At 53.7% G+C, this 25,812-nt stretch carries 22 protein-coding genes and 1 riboswitch; of the genes, 6 read left to right on the top strand and 16 right to left on the bottom strand.

The features are described from left to right. The first annotated feature begins 368 nt into the window (after nucleotides 1-368). Nucleotides 369-1,958, top strand: coding sequence for a bifunctional phosphoribosylaminoimidazolecarboxamide formyltransferase/IMP cyclohydrolase (purH, locus tag MWH02_RS22665; RefSeq protein WP_101763031.1), 1,590 nt, complete (start codon nucleotides 369-371; stop codon nucleotides 1,956-1,958). 18 nt (nucleotides 1,959-1,976) lie between these two features. Next, a complete protein-coding gene (purD, locus tag MWH02_RS22660; RefSeq protein ID WP_101763030.1) occupies nucleotides 1,977-3,257 on the top strand; it encodes a phosphoribosylamine--glycine ligase in 1,281 nt (426 codons plus the stop codon). 47 nt (nucleotides 3,258-3,304) lie between these two features. On the opposite strand, the gene MWH02_RS22655 is transcribed toward purD, so the two are convergent. The 6 genes from MWH02_RS22655 to nudC form a co-directional block, all read right to left on the bottom strand. After that, nucleotides 3,305-3,970, bottom strand: a complete 666-nt coding sequence (locus MWH02_RS22655) for a DUF1481 domain-containing protein (protein ID WP_101763029.1) — start codon at nucleotides 3,968-3,970, stop codon at nucleotides 3,305-3,307. A gap of 68 nt (nucleotides 3,971-4,038) precedes the next feature. Next, a complete protein-coding gene (gene hupA / locus MWH02_RS22650) occupies nucleotides 4,039-4,311 on the bottom strand; it encodes a nucleoid-associated protein HU-alpha (RefSeq protein WP_007886275.1) in 273 nt (90 codons plus the stop codon). Between the two features lie 188 nt (nucleotides 4,312-4,499). Then, the gene (locus tag MWH02_RS22645) at nucleotides 4,500-5,090 is read right to left on the bottom strand and encodes a YjaG family protein (RefSeq protein ID WP_101763028.1); all 591 of its coding nucleotides are present in this window, start codon (nucleotides 5,088-5,090) and stop codon (nucleotides 4,500-4,502) included. Nucleotides 5,091-5,152: 62 nt separating this feature from the next. Beyond that, nucleotides 5,153-5,821 (bottom strand): deoxyribonuclease V, encoded by a 669-nt coding sequence (gene nfi / locus MWH02_RS22640; protein WP_271461504.1) that lies wholly within the window; start codon nucleotides 5,819-5,821, stop codon nucleotides 5,153-5,155. A gap of 2 nt (nucleotides 5,822-5,823) precedes the next feature. Beyond that, nucleotides 5,824-6,891 carry a uroporphyrinogen decarboxylase gene (gene hemE, locus MWH02_RS22635; RefSeq protein WP_271461503.1) on the bottom strand — a complete coding sequence of 356 codons (1,068 nt, stop codon included), beginning with the start codon at nucleotides 6,889-6,891 and terminating at the stop codon, nucleotides 5,824-5,826. 39 nt (nucleotides 6,892-6,930) lie between these two features. After that, the gene (gene nudC, locus MWH02_RS22630; RefSeq protein WP_110868440.1) at nucleotides 6,931-7,704 is read right to left on the bottom strand and encodes an NAD(+) diphosphatase; all 774 of its coding nucleotides are present in this window, start codon (nucleotides 7,702-7,704) and stop codon (nucleotides 6,931-6,933) included. Between the two features lie 88 nt (nucleotides 7,705-7,792). On the opposite strand from nudC, the gene rsd reads away from it, so the two are divergent. The 3 genes from rsd (at nucleotide 7,793) to thiE (ending at nucleotide 11,289) form a co-directional block, all read left to right on the top strand. Further along, on the top strand, nucleotides 7,793-8,299 hold the full coding sequence (rsd, locus tag MWH02_RS22625; RefSeq protein ID WP_101763024.1) for a sigma D regulator: 507 nt from the start codon (nucleotides 7,793-7,795) through the stop codon (nucleotides 8,297-8,299). A 232-nt stretch (nucleotides 8,300-8,531) separates the two neighbouring features. After that, nucleotides 8,532-8,632, top strand: a riboswitch (TPP riboswitch). 90 nt (nucleotides 8,633-8,722) lie between these two features. Then, nucleotides 8,723-10,645 (top strand): phosphomethylpyrimidine synthase ThiC, encoded by a 1,923-nt coding sequence (thiC, locus tag MWH02_RS22620; protein ID WP_271461502.1) that lies wholly within the window; start codon nucleotides 8,723-8,725, stop codon nucleotides 10,643-10,645. Beyond that, nucleotides 10,642-11,289, top strand: a complete 648-nt coding sequence (thiE, locus tag MWH02_RS22615; RefSeq protein ID WP_271461501.1) for a thiamine phosphate synthase — start codon at nucleotides 10,642-10,644, stop codon at nucleotides 11,287-11,289. Before thiC ends, thiE begins: the two co-directional genes overlap by 4 nt. Before the next feature lie 153 nt (nucleotides 11,290-11,442). Here the strand turns inward: thiE and MWH02_RS22610 are convergent, their stop codons facing one another. Further along, complete coding sequence (locus MWH02_RS22610) at nucleotides 11,443-12,897, bottom strand: aminotransferase-like domain-containing protein (RefSeq protein WP_271461500.1); 1,455 nt, start codon at nucleotides 12,895-12,897, stop codon at nucleotides 11,443-11,445. A gap of 175 nt (nucleotides 12,898-13,072) precedes the next feature. Here MWH02_RS22610 and MWH02_RS22605 point away from each other — a divergent pair, with 175 nt between their 5' ends. Continuing rightward, nucleotides 13,073-13,261, top strand: a complete 189-nt coding sequence (locus MWH02_RS22605) for a DUF1127 domain-containing protein (RefSeq protein ID WP_008108404.1) — start codon at nucleotides 13,073-13,075, stop codon at nucleotides 13,259-13,261. Nucleotides 13,262-13,327: 66 nt separating this feature from the next. Here the strand turns inward: MWH02_RS22605 and rpoC are convergent, their stop codons facing one another. The 9 genes from rpoC to MWH02_RS22560 all read right to left on the bottom strand — a co-directional run. Further along, on the bottom strand, nucleotides 13,328-17,551 hold the full coding sequence (gene rpoC, locus MWH02_RS22600; protein WP_101763019.1) for a DNA-directed RNA polymerase subunit beta': 4,224 nt from the start codon (nucleotides 17,549-17,551) through the stop codon (nucleotides 13,328-13,330). Between the two features lie 78 nt (nucleotides 17,552-17,629). Beyond that, complete coding sequence (rpoB, locus tag MWH02_RS22595) at nucleotides 17,630-21,658, bottom strand: DNA-directed RNA polymerase subunit beta (protein ID WP_008108400.1); 4,029 nt, start codon at nucleotides 21,656-21,658, stop codon at nucleotides 17,630-17,632. Nucleotides 21,659-21,990: 332 nt separating this feature from the next. Continuing rightward, on the bottom strand, nucleotides 21,991-22,353 hold the full coding sequence (rplL, locus tag MWH02_RS22590) for a 50S ribosomal protein L7/L12 (protein WP_101763017.1): 363 nt from the start codon (nucleotides 22,351-22,353) through the stop codon (nucleotides 21,991-21,993). 66 nt (nucleotides 22,354-22,419) lie between these two features. Further along, nucleotides 22,420-22,917 (bottom strand): 50S ribosomal protein L10, encoded by a 498-nt coding sequence (gene rplJ / locus MWH02_RS22585; RefSeq protein WP_007886294.1) that lies wholly within the window; start codon nucleotides 22,915-22,917, stop codon nucleotides 22,420-22,422. A 349-nt stretch (nucleotides 22,918-23,266) separates the two neighbouring features. Then, nucleotides 23,267-23,971: a 50S ribosomal protein L1 gene (gene rplA, locus MWH02_RS22580; RefSeq protein ID WP_007886296.1), complete on the bottom strand. Its 705-nt coding sequence runs from the start codon at nucleotides 23,969-23,971 to the stop codon at nucleotides 23,267-23,269. A gap of 3 nt (nucleotides 23,972-23,974) precedes the next feature. Then, a complete protein-coding gene (gene rplK / locus MWH02_RS22575) occupies nucleotides 23,975-24,403 on the bottom strand; it encodes a 50S ribosomal protein L11 (protein ID WP_007886298.1) in 429 nt (142 codons plus the stop codon). A 148-nt stretch (nucleotides 24,404-24,551) separates the two neighbouring features. Continuing rightward, the gene (gene nusG, locus MWH02_RS22570) at nucleotides 24,552-25,097 is read right to left on the bottom strand and encodes a transcription termination/antitermination protein NusG (protein ID WP_007886300.1); all 546 of its coding nucleotides are present in this window, start codon (nucleotides 25,095-25,097) and stop codon (nucleotides 24,552-24,554) included. 1 nt (nucleotide 25,098) lies between these two features. Next, complete coding sequence (gene secE, locus MWH02_RS22565) at nucleotides 25,099-25,482, bottom strand: preprotein translocase subunit SecE (protein WP_064741592.1); 384 nt, start codon at nucleotides 25,480-25,482, stop codon at nucleotides 25,099-25,101. A gap of 227 nt (nucleotides 25,483-25,709) precedes the next feature. After that, nucleotides 25,710-25,812 (bottom strand): EF-Tu C-terminal domain-related protein (locus MWH02_RS22560; RefSeq protein ID WP_500797208.1); only part of this gene is annotated, 103 nt, incomplete at its 5' end.

Here is a 25,812-nt window from a genome sequence, read left to right as displayed (position 1 = left end):
AAGTTCTTATCGAATCTTCCTCACCAACACCGCACTTCGTAAACCGTTGTGCCGTGTTGATGGATGCGCATTATAGGGAGTTGTTCTCAGCACGCAACCGCTAAATTCAATAAAAACAACCGTTCGCTGCATTCCACAGCAAAACCCCGCCTTATACGCAGTTACACACAGTGTTATCCACACTCTGCCGCACAAATGAATTTAGGCGAGCATCACGCAAACGTTTTCGCTACAATGCCCGGCGACGTCAAGGATGCCCCTTTTGGGGCGTTACATGAGGCAAGCGTTTCCTTCTATATAGAAGAGAGACACTAAGCTTGATGTAACGCTCTTTATTACGCGAAACAAAGCCAAGGGATAAAACCACCATGCAACAACGTCGTCCTGTACGCCGCGCTCTACTCAGTGTCTCTGACAAAGCCGGTATCCTCGAATTTGCTCAGGCACTCTCCAGTCGTGGTGTTGAGCTGCTCTCCACAGGCGGTACAGCACGTCTGCTGGCAGATGCGGGCTTGCCCGTCACCGAAGTTTCTGACTACACCGGTTTCCCGGAAATGATGGATGGACGCGTCAAAACGCTGCACCCGAAAGTGCATGGCGGCATTTTGGGTCGTCGTGGTCAGGATGATGCGATCATGGCTGAACACGCCATCAACCCAATCGACATGGTGGTCGTCAACCTCTATCCCTTCGCACAAACCGTTGCCAAACCTGATTGCTCATTAGCTGACGCGGTTGAGAACATCGATATCGGTGGCCCAACCATGGTTCGCTCAGCGGCGAAGAACCACAAAGACGTGGCGATCGTGGTGAAGAGCAGCGATTACGAAGCGATCATTGCCGAGCTGGATGCCAACGAAAACTCGCTCACGCTGGAAACACGTTTCGATCTGGCCATCAAAGCTTTCGAACACACTGCCGCCTACGACAGCATGATCGCCAACTACTTCGGTAGCCTGGTGCCGGCTTATCACAGCGACAGCAAAGAACCGGCTGGCCGCTTCCCGCGCACGCTGAACCTCAACTTCATTAAGAAGCAGGATATGCGTTACGGCGAGAACAGCCATCAAGATGCTGCCTTCTATATAGAAGAGAATGTTGCTGAAGCTTCAGTGGCCACTGCGCGGCAGGTTCAGGGCAAAGCGCTCTCATACAACAATATCGCCGATACCGATGCCGCACTTGAATGCGTGAAAGAGTTCGACGAAGCCGCTTGTGTGATCGTCAAACACGCTAACCCATGCGGCGTGGCAGTTGGCGGTTCGATTCTTGACGCTTACGAGCGTGCCTACAAAACCGATCCGACTTCCGCTTTCGGTGGCATCATCGCCTTTAACCGCGAGCTGGACGAAGCCACCGCGCAGGCGATCATCAGCCGTCAGTTTGTTGAAGTGATCATCGCGCCATCCGCCAGCGAAGCGGCACTGAAAATTACCGCGGCCAAGCAGAACGTGCGCGTTCTGGTGTGTGGTCAGTGGCAAGGTCGCGTTGCGGCGCTGGATTTCAAACGCGTTAACGGCGGCGTACTGGTTCAGGATCGCGATTTGGGCATGGTCAACGCCAGCCAGCTGCGCGTTGTCAGCAAACGTCAGCCAACTGAGCAGGAAATGCGTGATGCGCTGTTCTGCTGGAAAGTGGCGAAGTTCGTTAAATCCAACGCCATCGTCTACGCACGTGACAACATGACCATCGGCATTGGCGCCGGCCAGATGAGCCGCGTTTACTCGGCCAAAATTGCCGGTATCAAAGCCGGTGACGAAGGTCTGGAAGTGAAAGGCTCCGCGATGGCGTCTGATGCCTTCTTCCCGTTCCGCGACGGTATCGACGCCGCTGCGGCTGTCGGTATCAGTTGCGTGATTCAGCCAGGCGGTTCAATCCGTGATGATGAGGTGATTGCCGCCGCTGATGAGCACGGCATCGCGATGATCTTTACCGACATGCGTCATTTCCGCCATTAATTGTTGGGAGCAGTACAGATGAAAATTTTAGTGATTGGTAATGGCGGACGTGAACACGCGCTGGCATGGAAAGCGGCACAATCGCCACTGGCGGAAACAGTATTTGTCGCGCCTGGCAATGCGGGCACCGCGCTCGAGCCGGCTCTGCAAAACGTGGCAATCAGCGCCACCGACGTTCCCGCGCTACTGGCCTTTGCTCAGCAGGAAAAGATCGATCTGACCATCGTTGGTCCGGAAGCACCGCTGGTGATTGGCGTGGTTGATGCGTTCCGTGCTGCAGGTCTGAAGATCTTTGGCCCAACGCAAGCCGCTGCCCAGCTCGAAGGCTCAAAGGCGTTCACCAAAGATTTCCTGGCACGTCAGCAGATTCCAACCGCCGAATACCAGAACTTCACCGAAGTGGAACCTGCACTGGCGTATCTGCGTGAGAAAGGCGCACCGATCGTGATCAAAGCTGACGGTCTGGCGGCCGGTAAAGGCGTGATCGTGGCGATGGAACTGGCGGAAGCCGAAGCCGCTGTGCAGGACATGCTGGCTGGCAATGCGTTCGGCGATGCTGGTCACCGCATCGTGATTGAAGAGTTCCTCGATGGCGAAGAGGCCAGCTTTATCGTGATGGTCGACGGCAACAACGTGCTGCCGATGGCCACCAGCCAGGATCACAAACGTGTCGGCGATGGCGATACCGGTCCAAATACCGGCGGCATGGGCGCGTATTCTCCGGCGCCCGTGGTAACCGATGAGATCCACCAGCGCGTGATGGATCAGATCATCTGGCCAACCGTCAACGGTATGAAAGCAGAAGGCAACATTTATACCGGCTTCCTTTACGCTGGGTTGATGATCGATAAGGCCGGTCAGCCTAAAGTGATTGAATTTAACTGCCGCTTCGGCGATCCGGAAACTCAGCCGATCATGCTGCGCCTGCAGTCGGATCTGGTGGCGCTGTGTCTGGCGGCGACCGACGGTAAACTGGATCAGCAAACCTCGCAGTGGGATCCGCGTCCCTCTCTCGGCGTGGTGTTAGCGGCGGGTGGTTATCCGGGCGATTACAACACGGGCGATCAGATTCACGGTCTGCCGCTGGAAGAAGTACCGGATGGCAAGGTGTTCCATGCTGGCACCACCATGAAGGACGATCTGGTGGTCACCAACGGTGGTCGCGTACTGTGCGTGACCGCACTAGGCGACGATGTTGCCAATGCGCAGAAGAACGCTTATGCGCTGGCGCAGCATATCTCGTGGGATGGCAGCTTCTGCCGCCGCGATATCGGCTACCGCGCGATTAACCGCAAATAAGTACGCAAAGGGGCACAGCAGCAGGTGCCCCTTCTCTTTTCCACCTGTCAGAAATCACTCTCTTTTGGCTGCCAGCTGCATTCGTCATCCGGCGTAGCACGCAGCAGTTGCACACCTTCCGGCGCTTCCAGCCACGACACCATCAATGGCGCAGCCTGGCTCTGCTGCTGGCGACCTAGCGTATACAGCGTGTCGCGATCAAAGGCCACATTCACCAGCTTGTCATCGCACTCACGCACCTGATTGCCACCCAGCCAATGGCCCTGACGCAGTAATACGCGGCCTGCGAGCAACGCATTGCTCTGATCCAGCATGCGCTGCGCATCGAAGCGATATAGCTCAACGCTATCAGCGCTGACCGCTTCACGTCGCCCCGCCAGCTGGCGCTGCATGAAATTGAGATTGCCCTGATGATCGAAGCGTAAGGTGACATCATCCGGCTGTGCACCCGCGACGCGCCGTTCGACGCTAATCAGCTTCTGCTGCTGCCAATTGTAGTCAGTGGTTTCCATCGCATCGCCATTAAACGGCGTGAAGACCGTACGCAGGTGAACAACTTGATGGTCGCTATTCTTGCGCCAGATGCGCACGGTGCCGCGGTCGGCCAGATAGCCGCTCGCCGTGAAGGCAGGAAGTTCAGGAGTGGAGCTACAGCCCGTCAGCAGCGCACCAAATAACAGGGCGCAAACGCGCTGAGGAATTGAATTCAGCATGGCAGGTCCCGGCAACAAAAAGGGGCGCTAACGCCCCCTCTTTTAAAGCTAAACCGCAATGCGGAAACTTACTTAACAGCGTCTTTCAGAGCTTTGCCTGAAACGAACGCTGGCACGTTAGCTGCTGCAATTTTGATCTCTTTGCCAGTCTGCGGGTTGCGACCGGTACGCTCAGCGCGGTGGTTCACTTTAAAAGTACCAAAACCAACCAGTTGTACAGCATCACCTTCTTTCAGAGACTCAGTGATCGCAGCCAGGGTAGATTCCAGCGCAGTCTTAGCCTGGGTTTTAGACAGGTCAGCTTTCTCTGCGATCACATCAATCAGTTGAGTCTTGTTCATAAGTTATCCTTAAAGTGTATTTATCGCTTGCTAAGCAACGAGTGCGAGGGAAAAGCCATTCTCAGACCTTGTTCAGCCGGCACGCACCGATAGCCACAATTTTCAGCCCCCCAAATGTAGACCAGACTGGGGGCTGATGTGAAGCCTCCAGGCGCGGTAATTCGGGCCTGAAGTCACGTTTTCTTGCCTTATTGCTGAAAAAGTATACCGATGTTACTGATTCCCGCTTCGCGCAGGTCTGCACGCAGGCCTTTAATCAATTCAAGGTCGCGCTCCTCGCACTCTGACAGCAGGCGGAAAATCTCCCACTGCAGGTCCCATTCATCGATGACAGCCTGATTTCCGCGCAGCTCTTCGTCGGTCATTTCGCGACCGGCCTGCGTCATTTCCAGAATCGCCACGGTAGTGATCGATGTACGGCTGACTTCCACGGCGTGCTCCAGCGTTTCGCCGCTGAGCTGTGCATGCAGCAGTTCACTCAAGGCCACGCAGGCATCAATCGCCGGATGTACACCGTAAACGTCAAAATCGTCACCATCCGGAATCGCCGCTTCAAATTTCTCCAGCTGACCGTCGAAATTGATTTTGGCATCTTTGACCGTCAGGCTTTCCCAGATGAGATCGAGGATGCGGCGATAGAGTTGCGGATCGGCGAATGCGGTCTGCTGACAGAAAGCCCAATAGTTGGGGAACATACGCTCGCAAAGGCAGGCCATGAAAGTCATATGCTGCCAGCTTTCAAGCTTCGCCAGACGCAAATGGACGGGATTCTGTAACATCAAACTTACTCTCAATAGGTTAGCTGGCGGCAGTGTACCGCAAAAGCCGGGCACAAACAGCGTTAAGGCGCATTTTGCCAGCGCAGAAAGGCCGGGCGTCCGGAGGCGACAGCATCCGCCCAACGCGTCGGTTCCGGCAAACGATAGCCCGCAGTACAGGCTTCCACCCATTGCAATGCGCTATCCATGCTGACGCGATGGCCGGTCGAGATAAACAGCGGATTACAGCGCGCTTTACTGCGCCATACCCAGCCAATCTGTTCGCCTTTGTCGAGCAGCGGCTGACGGCTGCCTGGCTCGGCGTCCAGCTCAGCAAAACGTCCACACAAACGCTTCTTCGCCACGCCAATGGTGGGCACATCCACCAGCGAACCGAAATGCGCCGCCACGCCAAGCCGACGGGGATGGGAAATACCGTGTCCATCCACAAACAGCAGATCGGGCAACTGGGAGAGCTGCTGCCAGGCTTCCAGCAGCGCCGGCATTTCGCGGAAGGATAAGAAGCCCGGAATATAGGGCATGGTGGTGGCCACGCGCGCAATGCGGTGTTCCACCAGCTTTAAGGATGGATACTCGAGGATGATCAGAGCCGCGCGCGTGATCTCGCCGCCCTGTTCAAATCCCACGTCGGCACCACCAATAAAGCGTGGCGGCAGCACATCGAAATCATCCTGCCGCACCACATCAGCAGCGCGCTGTAACTGTTCCTGGCGTAGTGCGGCTAAATCCATCATCAGCCCTGATGATACGGACGTGACAGACGATGCACCGCTTCAACAAACGCACCAGTATGCTCAGGCGGCACATCAGGATGGATGCCGTGGCCCAGGTTAAACACGTGACCTTCGCCAGTGCCAAAACCTTCAAGAATCCCGGCGACTTCCTGCTCGATGCGTGCAGGCGGTGCATACAGCATGGAAGGATCCATGTTGCCCTGCAGCGCCACTTTATCACCCACACGACGACGCGCATCGGCGATATCGGTGGTCCAGTCAAGTCCCAGCGCATCGCAGCCGGTCGCCGCTATCGCTTCCAGCCATTGGCCGCCACCTTTAGTGAACAGCGTAATAGGAACGCGGCGACCTTCATTCTCGTGCAGCACGCTATCGACGATTTTATGCATGTAATAGAGCGAGAATTCGCGATAGTCGCGTCCGGTCAGCACGCCGCCCCATGTGTCGAACACCATGATCGACTGCGCGCCAGCTTTGATCTGCGCATTGAGATAAAGAATCACGCTGTCTGCCAGCTTATCCAGCAGCTTGTGCAGGGTTTGCGGCTCGGCGTACATCATCTTTTTAATTTTGGTGAAGGCTTTGCTGCTGCCGCCTTCAACCATGTAGGTTGCCAGCGTCCACGGACTGCCGGAGAAACCGATCAGCGGCACTTCGCCTTTCAGGTTGTGACGAATGGTACGCACCGCGTTCATCACATAACCGAGCTCTTGCTCTGGATCCGGCACCGGCAGCTTGTCGACATCCGCACGGCAGGTGATCGGATTGGAGAAACGCGGGCCTTCGCCGGTCTCAAAGTAGAGCCCAAGTCCCATCGCATCCGGAATGGTGAGGATATCGCTGAAGAGAATTGCCGCATCCAGCGCATAGCGACGCAGCGGTTGCAGCGTGACTTCACACGCCAGCTCAGCATTCTTACACAGCGACATAAAATCACCGGCTTCAGCGCGCGTGGCTTTGTACTCCGGCAAATAACGCCCGGCTTGTCGCATCATCCATACCGGTGTGACATCTACCGGCTGACGTAACAGGGCGCGCAGATAACGATCGTTCTTCAGTTCACTCATAATGGGCTCTCTCATGCTAAGGCCGGCAGTGTAGCATTTTCACGCCGCGCTGGCGCGACACAGGGCAACGGTATCTTCAATCAGGCGACGCGCCACCGTGCCGGGCGGCGGCAACAGCGGCAGATCGTCGTAGCGATACCAGCCGGCATCCAGCAGCTCTTTGCCGTCGTGTTGCAGATCGCCGCCGTCATATTCCGCCATATACGCCATCATCAGAGAGTGCGGGAACGGCCACGGCTGCGAGGTAACGTAACGCACGTTTTTCACCCGCACGTTGCTCTCCTCCATCACTTCCCGCGCCACCGCTTGTTCTAAGGTTTCACCCACTTCGACAAAGCCCGCCAGCACGGTGTAGATATTGTTACGATGACGCGCATGATTGGCGAGCAGGATCTCATCGCCACGGCGGATAGCCACGATGATGCACGGCGCAATTTGCGGGTAATAACGCTCGCGGCAGTGATTGCACAAGCAGGCAAATTCGCGTTTGCTGATGTGCATCTCATGGCCGCAATAGCCGCACCAGCGATGCGAGCGGTAAAACTCCGCCAGCTGCACGCCACGTCCGGCGATTTGGAACAGGCCGACATCCTCATCAATCAGTTGGCGCACGGAGCCCATGCTGTCCGGACGCGATTCACGTACCAGCCAGACATTCTCGCCCTGCCACTCGCCGATCAAAATCGCGTTGCTGCCGCTGAGGCCAAAATCGCTGGCTAAGCCATGCGGCAATTCGCCCTGCGGCAACCAAAGTTTTTGCTCATGGCTGACAACCCACCATCCAGCGTCTAAGCTTGAGATCTCACGTTGCATCTTAATCGTTGTCCTTAGCGTCAAATCGCACGCTGAAATCCTAATATTAAGTGTGTAATAAACAACTATAACCTACCTGGAGCCCCATATGCTTAACCAGTTAGATAACCTGACAGAGCGTGTAGGCGGCGGAAATGAATTGGTTGATTCATGGCTGCGCGCCCGTCGACAGCTGCTCGTCACTTACTACGAGCTTATTGGCATGAAGCCACAAAAAGATGCGTTATCCACGCTGGATGAACAGGCGCTGGACGCATTTTGTCACAACCTGGTGGATTACCTTTCCACCGGCCATTTCAGCGTGTATGAACACATCATTAGTGAGATGCAGGGTGATAGCCCCTTATTCGTCGCTGCGCAGATTTACCCGGCACTGGAGGCGAATACCGATCGCATCATGCAGCTCTACGACAGCCATCTGCAGCAAGCGATTAACGATGATAATTGCGTGGATTTTCAAACCGCGCTCTCCGAAGTCGGCGAGGTGCTGGAATCGCGCTTCACGCTGGAAGATAAGCTGGTGCAACTCGCCTGGGACAACCAGCTGGCGCTTCCGCCGGTTGCCAACGATAGCGCCATTGCCCGCCCGGCTTAACATCCTTAAGTTGTAAAAAACTTGTTATTCCAGAAAAGCCCTCTTATGCTGAATGGGCTTTTTTATTGCCTCTTCAAAACATCAAGAGGCAAATTTTGCGGTTTAAGCGTAGCGTGCGCAGCCAGTTTGCACTCGGACAGCGCGCAGGGACCGGAGCGTACACGTAGTACGTGACGGTCACGAGCACTGCCCAGGTGCAAAATGGCAAGCAAAGTAGCTTAAACCACAAAACACCAACTTGTCGGAGTGCCCTCTGGGGCTGAGACCGTTAATTCGGGATCCGCGGAACCTGATCAGGTTAGTACCTGCGAAGGGAACAAGAGTAGACATTATCAGCACGGTGCATGCTGGCGCCCGGTACCGTACCTGTTACTCCTTCCGAACTCTGGACAAGCAACTTCCAACCTTTACCGGAAACTTGCTATGTCTGCTAAAACTTCTCGTCGTGAACAACGCGCTCAAGCGCAAGAATTTATCGATTCCCTGCAGGGAACCGCTTTCCCCAACTCCAAACGTATCTGGATCACCGGCAGCCGCGCGGATATTCGCGTGCCGATGCGTGAGATACAGCTCAGTCCAACGCACATAGGCGGCAGCAAAGAGAATCCGCACTATGAGCCAAATGAAGCGGTGCCGGTTTACGACACCGCCGGGGCTTATGGCGATCCTCAAGCCACCATTAATGTGCATCAGGGACTCGACAGGCTGCGTACCAATTGGATCGAAGAACGCGACGACAGCGAAACCATCCACCAGCTGAGTTCCCGTTACACGCAGCAGCGTCTGGCGGATGAAGGCCTGGACCATCTGCGTTTTGAGCAGCTGCCGCAACCGCGCCGTGCCAAAGCGGGTCGCCGGGTTACCCAACTGCACTATGCGCGTCAGGGCATCATCACGCCGGAGATGGAGTTTATCGCGCTGCGTGAAAACATGGGCCGCGAGCGTATTCGCGGTGAAGTGCTGTTACAGCAGCATCCGGGTCACAGCTTTGGTGCCAATCTGCCAGAAAATATCACCGCGGAATTTGTCCGTCAGGAAGTCGCCAGCGGCCGCGCCATCATCCCTTCGAACATCAACCATCCCGAATCCGAACCGATGATTATCGGCCGCAACTTCCTGGTGAAAGTGAATGCCAACATTGGCAACTCTGCGGTGAGCTCATCTATTGAAGAGGAAGTGGAGAAGCTGGTGTGGTCAACGCGCTGGGGCGCAGACACTGTGATGGATCTCTCAACCGGCCGCTATATCCATGAAACGCGTGAGTGGATTTTGCGCAATAGTCCGGTGCCGATTGGTACGGTGCCGATTTATCAGGCGCTGGAGAAAGTGAACGGCATTGCAGAAGATCTCAACTGGGAGATTTTCCGCGACACGCTGCTGGAGCAGGCGGAACAAGGCGTTGACTACTTCACTATTCACGCTGGCGTGCTGCTGCGCTATGTGCCGATGACGGCCAAACGCCTGACCGGCATTGTGTCGCGCGGTGGCTCGATTATGGCGAAATGGTGCCTGTCGCATCACACCGAAAGTTTCCTCTATCTGCACTTCCGCGAGATTTGTGAAATTTGTGCCGCCTATGATGTGGCGCTGTCACTGGGCGACGGCCTGCGTCCCGGCTCGATTCAGGATGCCAACGATGAGGCGCAATTTGCCGAACTGCATACGCTGGGCGAACTGACCAAAATCGCCTGGGAATACGATGTGCAGGTGATGATTGAAGGTCCGGGCCATGTGCCGATGCAGATGATTCGACGCAATATGACCGAACAGCTTGAGCATTGTCACGAAGCCCCGTTTTACACGCTTGGCCCGCTCACCACCGATATCGCGCCCGGCTACGACCATTTCACCTCCGGCATCGGCGCGGCCATGATTGGCTGGTTCGGCTGCGCCATGCTGTGTTACGTGACGCCGAAAGAGCACCTCGGTTTGCCGAACAAAGAGGATGTGAAGCAAGGGCTGATCACCTACAAGATCGCTGCGCACGCGGCGGATCTGGCGAAAGGTCATCCCGGTGCGCAGATCCGTGACAATGCGATGTCGAAAGCGCGTTTTGAATTCCGCTGGGAAGATCAGTTCAATCTGGCGCTCGATCCGCACACCGCACGCGCCTATCACGATGAAACCCTGCCGCAGGAATCGGGAAAAGTGGCGCACTTCTGCTCGATGTGCGGCCCGAAATTCTGCTCGATGAAAATTACCCAGGAAGTGCGTGAGTTTGCCGCCCGCCAACAGGCTGAAGCCCAGCCGATTGAGATGGGTATGGCGCAAATGTCGGACGCCTTCCGCAATCGTGGCGGCGAGATCTATCACGCTGCCGATACCCTTAAAGAGGAAAATGTATGACCGACGCCTTTCCTGCCACAGCCTCAAAGCTGGGGCTGTATCCGGTTGTTGATAGCGTGGAATGGATCGCGCGCTTGCTGGAAGCCGGTGTGCGCACCATACAGCTGCGCATCAAAGATTGTGAAGATTACGAGGTGGAAGATGCGGTGCGCGAGGCGATTGCACTCGGCAAACAGTATCGCGCTCGCCTGTTTATCAATGATTACTGGCGCTTAGCCATTAAATATCATGCTTATGGCGTGCACCTCGGCCAGGAAGATCTCGATGTAGCCGATCTGGCGGCCATTCGTGAGGCGGGATTGCGCCTGGGTTTATCGACGCATGACGATGCCGAGTTAGATCGGGCCCTGGCGCTGCGCCCTTCTTATATTGCGCTTGGCCACATCTATCCTACGCAAACCAAAGATATGCCTTCTGCGCCGCAAGGCGTGGTGGAATTGAAACGCCACCTGGCGCGTATGCAGAATGTGCCAACCGTGGCGATTGGCGGTATTTCTCTGGCGCGCGTGCCGGAAGTGCTGGCTACCGGCGTGGGCAGCATTGCGGTGGTGAGCGCGATTACCCAGGCTGCCGACTGGCGCGCAGCAACGCAGCAGTTACTGTCACTGGTGGAAAATGGAATCGAACCCGCAGAAGCAGTGTAATGCGCGGTAAGTAAGGATGAAACGCTGGAATCTGCCGCGCAGCAGCGTGATGTAGGGGCTGGCGTCATTTCATGACAAGACTAAAGTGTGCCTGCCCGCTGTCGCTTGCAGCGGGCCAGGGCTGGTCTCAACCTCTCCCAGCCCTGCCTTTCTTCACGTGATCAGGGAGGAGATATGCACGGATTCATGACTACAAGCCAGCATGGCACGTTCTACCGCTGCGCCGAGTTGAGCTATCGCCTGCTCTGTGTGCTCATTCATTGGCAAACCATAATTCAGGCGCAAGCAGTTGCGATACTTACCCGAGGCCGAAAACAGCGAGCCTACGGCAACCTGCATGTTCAGCTCACGCAATTCGGTATTGAGCCTGACCGCGTCAAATGCCTCTGGCAATTCAATCCACATCAGGAAACTGCCCTGCGGACGCGACACACAAATCCCACACGGAAAGTAGTGGCGTACCCAGCAGCTAAAGGTTTCATAATTGCGTTGATATACCTGACGCATGCGCCGCAAATGCGGCAGATAATGACCAAGACGAATAAACTCGGCGACCGCATGTTGCGGCTGTGTGGCCGTCGATCCGGTGCTGATATATTTCATATGCAGCACGCGATCGCGATAGCGTCCCGGCGCCACCCAACCGACACGCAGCCCCGGCGCCAGCGTCTTGGAGAAGGAACTGCACAGCAATACCCGTCCATCGTGATCCAACGACTTAAGGGTAACCGGACGCGGATACTCCCACGCCAGCTCGCCGTACACATCGTCTTCAATAATCGCGGCATCGAAACGCTGTGCCAGCGTCACCAGCGCACGTTTGCGAGATTCCGGCATGATAAAGCCCAGCGGATTATTGCAGTTTGGCACCACCACAACCGCTTTAATCGGCCACTGTTCGAACGCAAGTTCCAGCGCTTCCAGGCTGATGCCGGTGACCGAATCGGTAGGAATCTCAATGGCGCGAATGCCGAAGCCGCGCAGAGTTTGCATGGTGCCGTGGAAAGTCGGCGACTCCACCGCAATGATGTCACCAGCCTGACATATCGCACGAATCGAGATCGACAACGCTTCATGGCAGCCGGTGGTGATCACGATATCGTCTGCCGTGAGCTGACAACCGCTGTCGATCGTCAGACGCGCAACCTGTTCGCGCAGGGCCGCTACACCCAGCAAACTGTCATAGTTGAGCTGATCGATATCCTGCTTCTGCGCCATACGGCTTTGAATTTTCCACAGCGGTTTCAACGTGGGCTGGGTCAGATCGGGCATACCGCTGCCGAGTTGCAACACATCGTTATTAGTTCGGCTGCTGAGCAACTCCAGCACCGATTCCCACTGCGTGATTTCCACCGGACGCTGTGCAGGTCGGGTGATGGCCGGCATCGGCGGCGTCGCTTTGCGTGTTGCAACGAAATATCCGGAACGTGGCTGCGGCACAATCAGCTGTTTCTCTTCCAGCAGATGATATGCCTGCTGAACGGTGCTGATACTCACGCCGTGTTCAAGACTCAGCGTGCGCACCGACGGCAAGCGCTCGCCGCTGCGGTACAGCCCTTGCTCTATACGATCCGAAAGCAAACATGCTAAATGTTGGTAGCGCGTCATCGTATGCCTCACTCAGCCATCAATCATATTAAACCAGTACAGATAGACCTCATTATTACCATTCAGATCCACTTCAAGGCAATCTGTATGTTAAAGATAAGTGTTTTTTGCGTCTGTATCATAATGCGAAGGAATCAGACAATGCTTCTCAGGCAACCTACTGAGGGCAAGGATTATGGAATTCGATCAAAACCGCGCGGCTAAACCTTTTGACGTCACTTTACTGGATATCTTCCGCGGCGCAGTGCGTATGGTTAAACACTGGAAAGCACGGCGTGAAACTCACCGCATCCTGTCAAAACTGAGTGATAACCAGCTGCGTGATATCGGACTGACACGCGAAGATGTCTGCCGCAAGTTCTGACAAAATGAAGACGAAAAAAAACCCTGCCGAAGCAGGGTTTTTTATTGGTCAGCTTTGGCAGACGAATTACTCGTCGTCGCTTCCGCCCAGACCGGCGTTCAGCAATTCTGCCAGGCTTGCAGAGGCTTCATCCGCAGTAACCTGCGGTGCAACCGGTGCTTCGCCCGCAGAGCGGCGACGCATACGATCCTGGTGATAAGCATAACCGGTACCGGCTGGGATCAGACGACCCACGATGACGTTCTCTTTCAGGCCGCGCAGTTCATCACGCTTACCTGCAACTGCTGCTTCGGTCAGGACACGCGTGGTCTCCTGGAACGATGCTGCAGAGATGAACGATTCGGTTGCCAGTGACGCTTTGGTGATACCCAGCAGATCGCGCATAAATGTTGCGCCGATTTTGCCATTCGCTTCAAGTTCACGGTTAGAGATCTTGATGCGTGAGTATTCAGCCTGCTCACCTTCCAGGAAGTCGGTGCTTCCCACGCTCGAGATGGTTGCTTTACGCAGCATCTGACGAACGATGACTTCGATGTGTTTATCGTTAATCTTAACGCCTTGCAGACGGTAAACTTCCTGCACTTCGTTAGTGATGTAACGGGTCACAGCATGGACGCCACGCAGACGCAGGATGTCGTGCGGAGACTCTGGGCCGTCAGATACGACGTCACCACGTTCTACGCGCTCACCTTCGAATACGTTAAGCTGACGCCATTTTGGAATCATCTCTTCGTACGGATCGCTACCATCAACCGGCGTAATCACCAGACGACGCTTACCTTTGGTCTCTTTACCGAAGGAGATGATACCGCTGATCTCCGCCAGGATTGCTGGCTCTTTCGGACGACGCGCTTCGAACAAGTCAGCAACGCGCGGCAGACCACCGGTAATATCCTTGGTACCGCCAGACTCCTGCGGAACACGCGACAGCGTGTCACCGGCACTGATCTTAACGCCATCTTCCAGCTGAACAATTGCTTTGCCCGGCAGGAAGTACTGTGCTGGCATGTCGGTACCTGGAATCAAAACATCATTTCCGTTGGCATCAACAATTTTCAGCGCAGGACGCAGATCTTTACCACCCGCAGTACGTTCTGCAGAATCCAGAACCACCAGCGATGACAGACCGGTTAAGTCGTCAGTCTGACGCGTAATGGTCTGACCGTCGATCATGTCAGTGAAGCGAATGAAACCGCCCACTTCGGTGATGACCGGCATGGTATGCGGATCCCAGTTTGCTACGGTTTCGCCCGCGGCAACCTGCTCGCCATCACCTTTAGCCATGACCGCACCGTAAGGTACTTTATAGCTCTCTTTGGTACGACCGAACTCGTCGATCATCTTCAGCTCAACGTTACGTGAAACGATAACCAGTTTCCCTGAGGAGTTGGTTACAGACTTCGCGTTGGTCAGCTTGATAGTACCTTTGTTCTTCACCTGGATGCTGGATTCAGCAGCCGCACGAGATGCCGCACCACCGATGTGGAACGTACGCATCGTCAGCTGTGTACCCGGCTCACCGATGGACTGTGCTGCGATAACACCGATGGCCTCACCTTTGTTGATGATGTGACCACGTGCCAGATCGCGACCGTAGCAGTGTGCACACACACCGAAGTCGGTTTCACAGCCAACAACCGAGCGCACTTTAATCGCATCGACTGAATTCAGTTCGATCACATCACACCAGTGTTCATCGATCAGGGTGTTACGCGGGATCAGGATGTCCGCAGTGCCTGGCTTCAGAACGTCTTCAGCCGTTACACGACCCAGTACACGCTCACGCAGCGGCTCTTTAACGTCGCCACCTTCGATGACTGGAGTCATCATGATGCCTTCGAACGTGCCGCAGTCATCTTCGGTAACAACCAGATCCTGCGCTACGTCGACCAGACGACGCGTCAGATAACCGGAGTTAGCAGTTTTCAGTGCGGTATCCGCCAGACCTTTACGCGCACCGTGCGTGGAGATGAAGTACTGGAGTACGTTCAGACCTTCACGGAAGTTCGCGGTGATCGGCGTTTCGATGATTGAGCCATCTGGCTTAGCCATCAGACCACGCATACCGGCCAGCTGACGAATCTGTGCAGCAGAACCACGCGCACCGGAGTCGGCCATCATGTAGATGCTGTTGAACGATACCTGCTGCTCTTCTTCGCCATCACGGTTGATCACGGTTTCAGTTTGCAGGTTATCCATCATCGCTTTGGAAACACGTTCGTTAGCGGCGGCCCAAATATCGATAACTTTGTTGTAACGTTCGCCAGCAGTTACCAGACCAGACTGGAACTGTTCCTGAATCTCAGCAACTTCCGCTTCCGCTTCGGCTACGATTTCCGCTTTCTTCGCTGGGATGACCATGTCGTCGATACCTACAGAGGCACCTGAACGGGCTGCGTAAGCAAAACCGGTGTACATAGTTTGGTCAGCAAAGATAACGGTCGGCTTAAGACCAAGAATGCGGTAACAGGTGTTCAGCATCTTGGAAATGGCTTTCTTACCCAGCGCCTGGTTGACGATGGAGTAAGGCAGGCCTTTCGGAACGATCATCCACAGAATCGCACGACCAATGGTGGTGTCGATAATGCTGGTTTTCGCAACGAACTCTTCCTGTTCGTTCTTGGTGTATTCAGTGATACGCACTTTAACGCGTGCATGCAGCTCGGCCAGGCCAGCGCGATAAACACGCTCAGCTTCTTTCGGGCCAGTCAGCACCATGCCTTCGCCTTTAGCGTTCACTTTGTCGCGGGTCATGTAGTACAGACCCAGAACAACGTCCTGTGAAGGAACGATGATTGGCTCGCCGTTCGCTGGTGACAGAATGTTGTTGGTCGACATCATCAGCGCACGCGCTTCCAGCTGGGCTTCCAGCGTCAGCGGTACGTGAACAGCCATTTGGTCACCATCGAAGTCGGCATTATATGCCGCACAAACCAGCGGATGCAGCTGAATCGCTTTACCTTCGATCAGAACCGGTTCAAACGCCTGGATACCCAAACGGTGCAGAGTTGGTGCACGGTTCAGCAATACCGGGTGTTCGCGGATCACTTCGTCCAGGATATCCCAAACGACAGCTTCTTCGCGCTCAACCATTTTCTTAGCGGCTTTGATGGTGGTGGCCAGGCCACGCAGTTCCAACTTGCCGTAGATGAACGGTTTGAACAGCTCAAGAGCCATTTTCTTCGGCAGACCGCACTGATGCAGACGCAGGTATGGACCAACGGTGATAACTGAACGGCCAGAGTAGTCAACACGTTTACCCAACAGGTTCTGACGGAAACGACCCTGCTTACCTTTGATCATGTCTGCCAGAGATTTCAGCGGACGCTTGTTCGAGCCAGTGATGGCGCGACCGCGACGGCCGTTATCCAGCAGTGCATCAACCGCTTCCTGCAACATACGTTTTTCGTTACGTACGATGATATCTGGCGCAGCCAGATCCAGCAGGCGTTTCAGACGGTTGTTACGGTTGATCACGCGACGATACAGATCGTTCAGATCCGACGTTGCGAAACGACCACCGTCCAGCGGTACCAGCGGACGCAGATCTGGCGGCAGAACCGGCAGAACGGTCAGGATCATCCACTCTGGCTTGTTACCAGACTGAACGAACGCTTCCAGCAGCTTGATACGCTTGGTCAGCTTTTTACGTTTGGTCTCGGAGTTGGTCTCGTTCAGCTCTTCACGCAGCTGCTCGCACTCTTGCTCCAGATCCATGTTTTTCAGCAGCGCCTGGATCGCTTCCGCACCCATCTTCGCGTCGAATTCGTCACCGAACTCTTCCAGCGCGTCAAGGTACTGCTCTTCGGTCAGAATCTGACGTTTTTCCAGGTTGGTCATGCCGCCTTCGATAACCACATAAGATTCGAAGTACAGCACGCGCTCGATATCACGCAGTGGCATATCCAGCAGTAAGCCGATACGCGAAGGCAGTGATTTCAGGAACCAAATGTGCGCAGTCGGTGAAGCCAACTCAATGTGGCCCATGCGCTCACGACGTACTTTGGTCTGTGTAACTTCAACGCCACACTTCTCACAGATCACGCCGCGATGTTTTAAACGCTTGTACTTACCGCACAGGCATTCGTAGTCTTTTACCGGTCCAAAAATACGGGCACAGAAAAGACCGTCACGCTCAGGCTTGAAGGTACGGTAGTTAATGGTTTCCGGCTTTTTAACTTCACCAAAAGACCATGAACGGATCATGTCTGGCGAGGCCAGAGCAATTTTGATCGCATCAAACTCTTCGGTCTTAGTTTGCGCTTTCAGAAACTTAAGTAAGTCTTTCACGGATTAGCTCCCGTCGGAGTGGAACTCTCAGGGACGCGCACCCGAAGTGCACGTCCCGTAACCAGTACTTGCGAGTACTTACTCGTCTTCCAGCTCGATGTTGATACCCAGCGAGCGAATCTCTTTCAACAGTACGTTGAAGGATTCCGGCATGCCCGGTTCCATCTGATGGTTACCGTCGACGATGTTTTTATACATCTTCGTACGGCCGTTAACGTCATCAGATTTAACGGTAAGCATTTCCTGCAGGGTATACGCGGCACCGTATGCTTCCAGTGCCCACACTTCCATCTCACCGAAGCGCTGTCCACCGAACTGCGCTTTACCACCCAGCGGCTGCTGAGTAACCAAGCTGTAAGAACCGGTAGAACGTGCGTGCATCTTGTCGTCAACCAGGTGGTTCAGTTTCAGCATGTACATGTAACCTACGGTTACCTGACGCTCAAACTGCTCACCAGTACGGCCGTCGAACAGGGTGATCTGACCGGAAGAAGGCAATCCGCCGAGCTGCAGCAGCTCTTTGATTTCGCTCTCTTTCGCACCGTCAAACACCGGAGTCGCGATTGGCATACCCTTCTTCAGGTTCTCTGCCAGACGCAGTACTTCGTCATCTGTAAAGGTGTTCAGGTCAACTTTCTGACGCACATCAGTGCCCAGATCGTAAGCACGCTGGATGAACTCACGCAGTTTGGAGACTTCTTCCTGCTTCTTCAGCATCGCATTGATTTTTTCACCAATGCCTTTAGCCGCCATACCGAGGTGAGTTTCCAGAATCTGACCGATGTTCATACGCGATGGTACGCCCAGCGGGTTCAGTACGATGTCGACCGGCGTACCGTTCTCATCATAAGGCATGTCTTCGATAGGGTTGATCTTCGAGATAACACCCTTGTTTCCGTGACGACCTGCCATCTTGTCACCAGGCTGAATCTGACGTTTAACGGCCAGATACACCTTAACGATTTTCAGCACGCCTGGTGCCAGATCATCGCCTTGGGTGATCTTGCGACGCTTAGCTTCAAGTTTCTTCTCAAACTCGTGCTTCAGTTCGTCGTACTGCTCAGCCAGCTGTTCCAGAGAGTTCTGCTTCTCTTCGTCAGTCAGGCCCAGCTCCAGCCAGCGCTCACGTGGCAGTTTGTCCAGCTTCTCAGCTTCAACACCACCCGAGATCAGTACGGCCTGGATACGGCCAAATAGGCCAGCTTCGAAGATCTGCAGTTCTTCAGACAGGTCTTTCTTAACCTGCTTCAGCTGCATCTCTTCGATTTCCAGCGCGCGCTTGTCTTTTTCCACGCCATCGCGAGTGAAGACCTGCACGTCAATAACAGTACCGGATACGCCGTTCGGAACGCGCAGTGACGAATCTTTTACGTCAGAGGCTTTTTCACCGAAGATCGCACGCAGCAGTTTCTCTTCTGGCGTCAGCTGGGTTTCACCTTTCGGTGTTACCTTACCAACCAGAATGTCGCCACCGGTCACTTCCGCACCGATATACACAATGCCGGATTCATCCAGTTTAGAAAGCGCAGCTTCACCCACGTTCGGGATATCAGCGGTGATCTCTTCTGGCCCCAGCTTGGTGTCGCGAGACACACATGCCAGTTCCTGGATGTGGATAGTGGTGAAACGGTCTTCCTGAACCACACGCTCGGATACGAGGATGGAGTCTTCGAAGTTGTAACCGTTCCATGGCATGAACGCCACGCGCATATTCTGACCCAGCGCCAGTTCACCGAGGTCGGTAGACGGGCCATCTGCCAGCACGTCGCCACGCTCAATCGGCTCACCCAGATTGACACACGGCATCTGGTTGATGCAGGTGTTCTGGTTAGAACGGGTGTACTTGGTCAGGTTGTAGATGTCGATACCCGCTTCGCCCGGATACATCTCTTCTTCGTTAACTTTGATAACGATACGAGAAGCATCAACGTACTGAACGGTACCACCACGTTTCGCGACAGCAGTTACACCGGAGTCAACCGCTACTGCGCGTTCCATACCGGTACCAACCAGCGGCTTATCAGCACGCAGAGTTGGAACCGCCTGACGTTGCATGTTCGCACCCATCAAGGCGCGGTTAGCATCATCGTGCTCCAGGAACGGAATCAGTGAAGCACCGACAGAAACCACCTGTTGGGTGGAAACGTCCATGTAGTCAACCTGATCGCGGCTGAACAGGCTTGACTCACCCTTGCTACGGCAGGTGACGAGATCGTCAACAAAGCTGCCATCTTCTGCGAGGTTGGTGTTTGCCTGAGCGATAACGTAGTTACCCTCTTCAATTGCAGAGAGGTAATGAATTTCATCACTCACTTTCCCGTCAACAACGCGGCGATACGGGGTTTCAAGGAAACCGTATTCGTTAGTCTGCGCGTAAACCGAGAGTGAGTTGATCAGACCGATGTTCGGGCCTTCCGGAGTTTCGATAGGACATACACGACCGTAGTGCGTTGGGTGTACGTCACGTACTTCGAAGCCGGCGCGCTCACGGGTCAGACCGCCTGGGCCCAGAGCAGAGATACGACGTTTGTGCGTAATCTCGGACAATGGGTTGTTCTGATCCATAAACTGGGACAGCTGGCTTGAACCGAAGAACTCTTTCACCGCCGCCGAAATCGGCTTAGCGTTGATCATGTCCTGAGGCATCAGCGTATCAAGGTCGCCCAGAGACAGACGCTCTTTAACTGCACGCTCAACACGTACCAGACCCACACGGAACTGGTTTTCTGCCATCTCGCCAACAGAACGAATACGACGGTTACCGAGGTGATCGATATCATCCACTTCACCGATACCGTTACGGATACCGATAAGCTTTTTCATCACTTCGATGATGTCGTCTTTGCTCAGGATACCTGAACCTTCGATCTCATCGCGCAGCAGAGAACGGTTGAACTTCATGCGACCAACCGCAGAAAGATCGTAACGATCTTCAGAGAAGAACAGGTTCTCGAACAGGTTTTCAGCAGCTTCACGCGTTGGTGGCTCACCAGGACGCATCATGCGGTAGATCTCAACCAGCGCGCTTAAACGATCGTTGGTTGGGTCAACACGCAGAGTCTCGGAGATGTACGCACCGTGATCCAGGTCGTTGGTGAACAGCGTTTCAATGCGCTTGTGGCCCGACTGGCTCAGTTTCGCCAGCAGATCAAGTGACAATTCCATGTTTGCAGGAACGATCAGCTCGCCGGTGTTCAGATCGACGTAGTCTTTAGCAACCACTTTGCCAGCAATGTATTCAACTGGCACTTCGATGTGCTGAATGTTGTCTTTTTCCAGCTGACGGATGTGGCGCGCAGTGATGCGACGACCTTTCTCAACGTAGACCGTGCCGTTTGCTTCGATATCGAAGGAGGCGGTTTCACCACGCAGGCGCTCAGGCACCAGTTCCATCTGCAGTTTGTTATCGCGGATTTCATAAACGACTTTATCAAAGAACAGATCAAGGATTTGTTCTGAGGTGAAGTTTAACGCGCGCAGAATGATACTGGCCGGCAGCTTACGACGACGGTCAATACGGACGAAGAGGTTGTCTTTCGGGTCAAACTCGAAATCGAGCCATGAACCGCGGTAAGGGATGATACGTGCGTTATACAGCACTTTACCGGAAGAGTGCGTTTTACCCTTATCGCTGTCGAAGAACACGCCAGGACTACGGTGCAGCTGAGAAACGATAACACGCTCAGTACCATTGATAACAAAGGTACCATTGTCCGTCATGAGTGGAATCTCACCCATGTAGACTTCTTGTTCTTTAATGTCTTTTACGGTGCCTTCCGGCGCTTCGCGCTCGTAGATCACCAGACGCAGTTTCACGCGCAGCGGTGCCGAATAGGTCACGCCACGGATCTGACATTCAGTTACGTCAAAGACAGGCTCACCCAAACGGTAGCTGACATACTGCAACTCAGAGTTGCCGCTGTAGCTTGAGATTGGGAATACGGAGCGGAAGGCTGCTTCCAGACCGTACTGGCCTTCTGGATCTTGCTCGATGAACTTCTGGAACGAGTCAAGCTGGATAGAAAGGAGATAAGGTATGTCCAAAACTTGTGGACGTTTACCAAAATCCTTACGAATACGTTTTTTCTCGGTATAGGAGTAAACCATGGGGTTCCTCAGCTAGCTGACATGTCGAACCACGCTGTCCGTCCTGAAAAGGACAGTTCATGCAACACTATTTTTTGTTTTTCATGCGATGCGCAGCACCCCATGCAATACATCTTTCTATCACTCTTAAATCATTTCATCGCCGTTGTTCAGGCAGGGAACCTTCGCAGGAGAGCGATATATTAAGGCGTCGATAGAAAAAGATATTGAAGAGGAATGATGGACAAACAGTGCGAAACGCCATCATTCCCCTGTAGCGCAAAAAGGCTGGTGACCTAAACAGTCACCAGCCATCAGCCTAATGTTACTCAGGCTGCAACCCGAAGGTTGTCTTACTTAACTTCAACTTCAGCGCCAGCTTCTTTCAGAGCAGCTTCAAGAGCGGCTGCGTCATCTTTGCTGATGCCTTCTTTGATAGTACCGGTAGCTTCAACCAGGTCTTTAGCTTCTTTCAAGCCCAGGCCAGTTGCAGTACGTACTGCTTTGATTACTGCGACTTTGTTAGCGCCAACAGCTTTCAGAATTACGTCGAATTCAGTTTTCTCTTCAACAGCTTCAGCTGGGCCAGCAGCAACAGCTACAGCGGCAGCAGCAGAAACGCCGAATTTTTCTTCCATAGCAGAAACCAGCTCAACTACTTCCATTACGGACATAGCGGCAACAGCTTCCAGAATTTGGTCTTTAGTGATAGACATATCGATTGTTCCTAAAAATCAGAAAAAGTTTATACGGTAGCAAGCACGAAGGAAAAGAATTTGGCCTTAAGCCGCTTCTTTTGCATCGCGCACAGCAGCCAGAGTACGGACCAGTTTGCCAGCAGCGGCTTCTTTCATGGTCGACATCAGACGTGCCAGTGCTTCTTCGTAAGTCGGCAGAGTTGCCAGACGGTCAATATTGGCCGCCGTGATCAGCTCACCTTCAAAGGCTGCAGCTTTGACCTCAAATTTTGCATTCGCTTTAGCGAAATCTTTGAACAAACGAGCGGCAGCGCCCGGGTGTTCCAAAGAGTATGCAATCAGGGTCGGACCAACAAACGTGTCTTTCAGGCACTCGAAAGGAGTACCTTCAACGACGCGGCGCAGCAGGGTGTTACGAACAACACGCATGTAAACGCCAGCTTCACGACCTGCTTTACGCAGTTCGGTCATTTTATCAACGGTCACGCCACGGGAATCCGCAACAACCGCTGAAAGCGCGCCTTTGGCTACTTCGCTAACTTCAGCAACAATCGCTTGTTTGCCTTGAAGATTTAATGCCATTAGCTTTTGCTCCTGGATTGACCGGGAATAATTTCCCGGAACTCACTTCACTTATTCACCCGAAGGCGATAAGCGCTATTACACGGTGAGCAGAATCCAGCGAAGAAATAATTCTTTTTGGTTCTGTCACCGTCTACGCAGGGTATTAAGCAAGATATCCGAAAATATTCTGCTCCTGCGGTCTCGGACGGAGGCCAGGATAAGGCCTGGCTCCAACCTAAGCGACTGAACAACCAAGCGTTTAGACTTTGTCACTCACTCGCTTTGAATCTGGGTTCTGAATTGTGCAAACAACCAGAACAACGGGCGTAAGATTCTAGATGAATTTTTCGCCCGTTACAAGCAGCAATTAGTTTGCTGATGCACTCAGACCAGCCTGGTCAACGGCAACGCCGGCGCCCATGGTGGTAGAGATGCTGACTTTCTTGATGTACACGCCTTTCGCCTGTGATGGTTTAGCTTTTTTCAGCGCAACCAGCAAAGATTCCAGGTTTTCTTTCAATTTGTCAGTGTCAAAATCCACTTTACCGATGGTGGTGTGGATGATGCCGTTTTTGTCGTTACGATAACGAACCTGACCTGCTTTAGCATTTTTAACTGCTTCAGCAACGTTCGGCGTTACAGTACCAACTTTTGGGTTTGGCATCAGACCGCGTGGGCCCAGAACCTGGCCCAACTGGCCAACAACGCGCATTGCATCTGGAGATGCGATTACAACGTCAAAGTTCATTTCGCCTTTTTTGATCTGCTCAGCCAGGTCTTCCATACCAACCAGTTCTGCGCCAGCTGCTTTAGCAGCTTCAGCGTTTGCACCTTGGGTGAAGACGGCAACACGTACTGAACGACCAGTACCGTGTGGCAGAACGGTCGCACCGCGCACGTTCTGATCAGATTTACGTGCATCGATGCCGAGGTTAACGGCAACGTCAACGCTTTCTACGAACTTGGCAGTAGCCAGTTCTTTCAGCAGAGCAACAGCTTCGTTAATGTCGTACTGCTTAGTAGCATCAACTTTGTCACGGATTACGCTCATGCGCTTGGTCAGCTTAGCCATTTCTTAATCCTCTACTACCAGGCCCATGGAACGAGCAGTACCTTCGATAGAGCGAGTCATCGCTTCTACGTCAGAACCAGTCATGTCCGCAGCTTTAGTTTCTGCGATTTCACGTACCTGAGCACGGGAAACTTTACCGACTTTGTCTTTGTTCGGCTTACCAGAACCAGACTTGATGCCCGCTGCTTTTTTCAGCAGTACGGCAGCCGGAGGCGTTTTGGTAACGAAGGTGAAAGAACGGTCACTGTATACGGTGATAACAACAGGAGTAGGCAGGCCTTTCTCCAGGGATTCAGTCTTAGCGTTGAACGCTTTGCAGAATTCCATAATGTTAACACCCTGCTGACCCAGTGCTGGACCAACAGGTGGACTTGGGTTAGCCATACCAGCTGCAACTTGCAACTTAACGTAGGCTTGTACTTTCTTGGCCATGATAATTCCTCAATTGGGTTATAACGCCTGAAAAACAGGCTCCCCGTGATAACGATTTATATGCCGTTGCGGGCACATAAAAACAAAAGGCGCGAAATTATAGGTAAATTTCGCGCCTTCCGCAAGAGCTAAAAAGTGAACAGAAGGGTTAACCTTTCTCCACCTGAGCGAAGTCGAGTTCCACTGGGGTTGCACGACCAAAGATGGAAACGGACACTTTCAAGCGGCTCTTCTCGTAATCCACTTCTTCGACCACTCCGTTGAAGTCGGCAAACGGGCCGTCGCTGACGCGTACCATCTCGCCTGGCTCGAACAGCGTTTTTGGACGCGGCTTATCACCCACCTGCTGCAGGCGGTTCATAATCGCATCTACTTCTTTATCACTGATTGGCGCAGGACGGTCGGAAGTACCACCGATAAAGCCCATTACACGCGGTACACTGCGTACTAAGTGCCAGCTGGCGTCATTCATTACCATCTGAACCAATACGTAGCCAGGGAAGAATTTACGTTCGCTTTTGCGACGCTGGCCGCCACGGATTTCGACGACTTCTTCAGTCGGCACCATGACTTCGCCAAAAAGCTCTTCCATGTTGTGCAGTTTGATATGCTCGTGCAGCGATTTCGCTACGCGGGCTTCAAAACCAGAGAACGCCTGAACGACGTACCAGCGTTTTTTTGGAGCTTCAGACATCTCAGAACCTCAGGCCAGTGATAAACGATACCAGACGGACCAGAATACCATCCAGCCCCCACAAAATCAGTGACATCACGGCAGTAACCGCGGCAACGATTAACGTGGTGTGCAGTGTTTCCTGGCGAGTCGGCCAAATGACCTTACGCATTTCGGTTTTAGCTTCACGGGCAAATGCCACAGTCGCTTTGCCTTTGATTGTCAGCAAAGCAATGCCGCCCGCTGCAGCGATCAGCACAACCACAGCCAGCGCGCGCAGAGGCAATGTTACATCGCGATAGATATAGTTGCCGACGATTGCTACCAGGAGCAATGCGATCACAACTACCCATTTCATCGCTTCAAGGCCGCGCCCGCTTCCTTGAGCTTCGGTATTCGCACTCATAAACCAACCTGCCACAATAATTCAGAAACTATACTGCCCCGCAGTGCGAGGCATCCAAACCGAATGAGCTTTTGAGCGTAACTCGGTATCCAACGCCGTGAAACAGAGCCTGTCTCAGCAATGATTATGATGCAAAATCACTGATGAGCCAGGTTCTATACAACAGCGTGCAAAAAGGGCATCAAATGATGCCCTTTCCTTGTGCATTGCGTCAAATCTTATCGCAGTTAAGCGATAATTTCAGCAACAACACCCGCACCAACAGTACGGCCGCCTTCACGGATTGCGAAACGCAGACCCTGATCCATAGCGATTGGCTTGATCAAAGTA

Source organism: Pantoea leporis, assembly GCF_028048155.1.
Taxonomy (GTDB): Bacteria; Pseudomonadota; Gammaproteobacteria; order Enterobacterales; family Enterobacteriaceae; genus Pantoea; species Pantoea leporis.
Note: the sequence above shows the minus strand (reverse complement) of the source record. Positions and strands in the feature narration are given on the sequence as shown.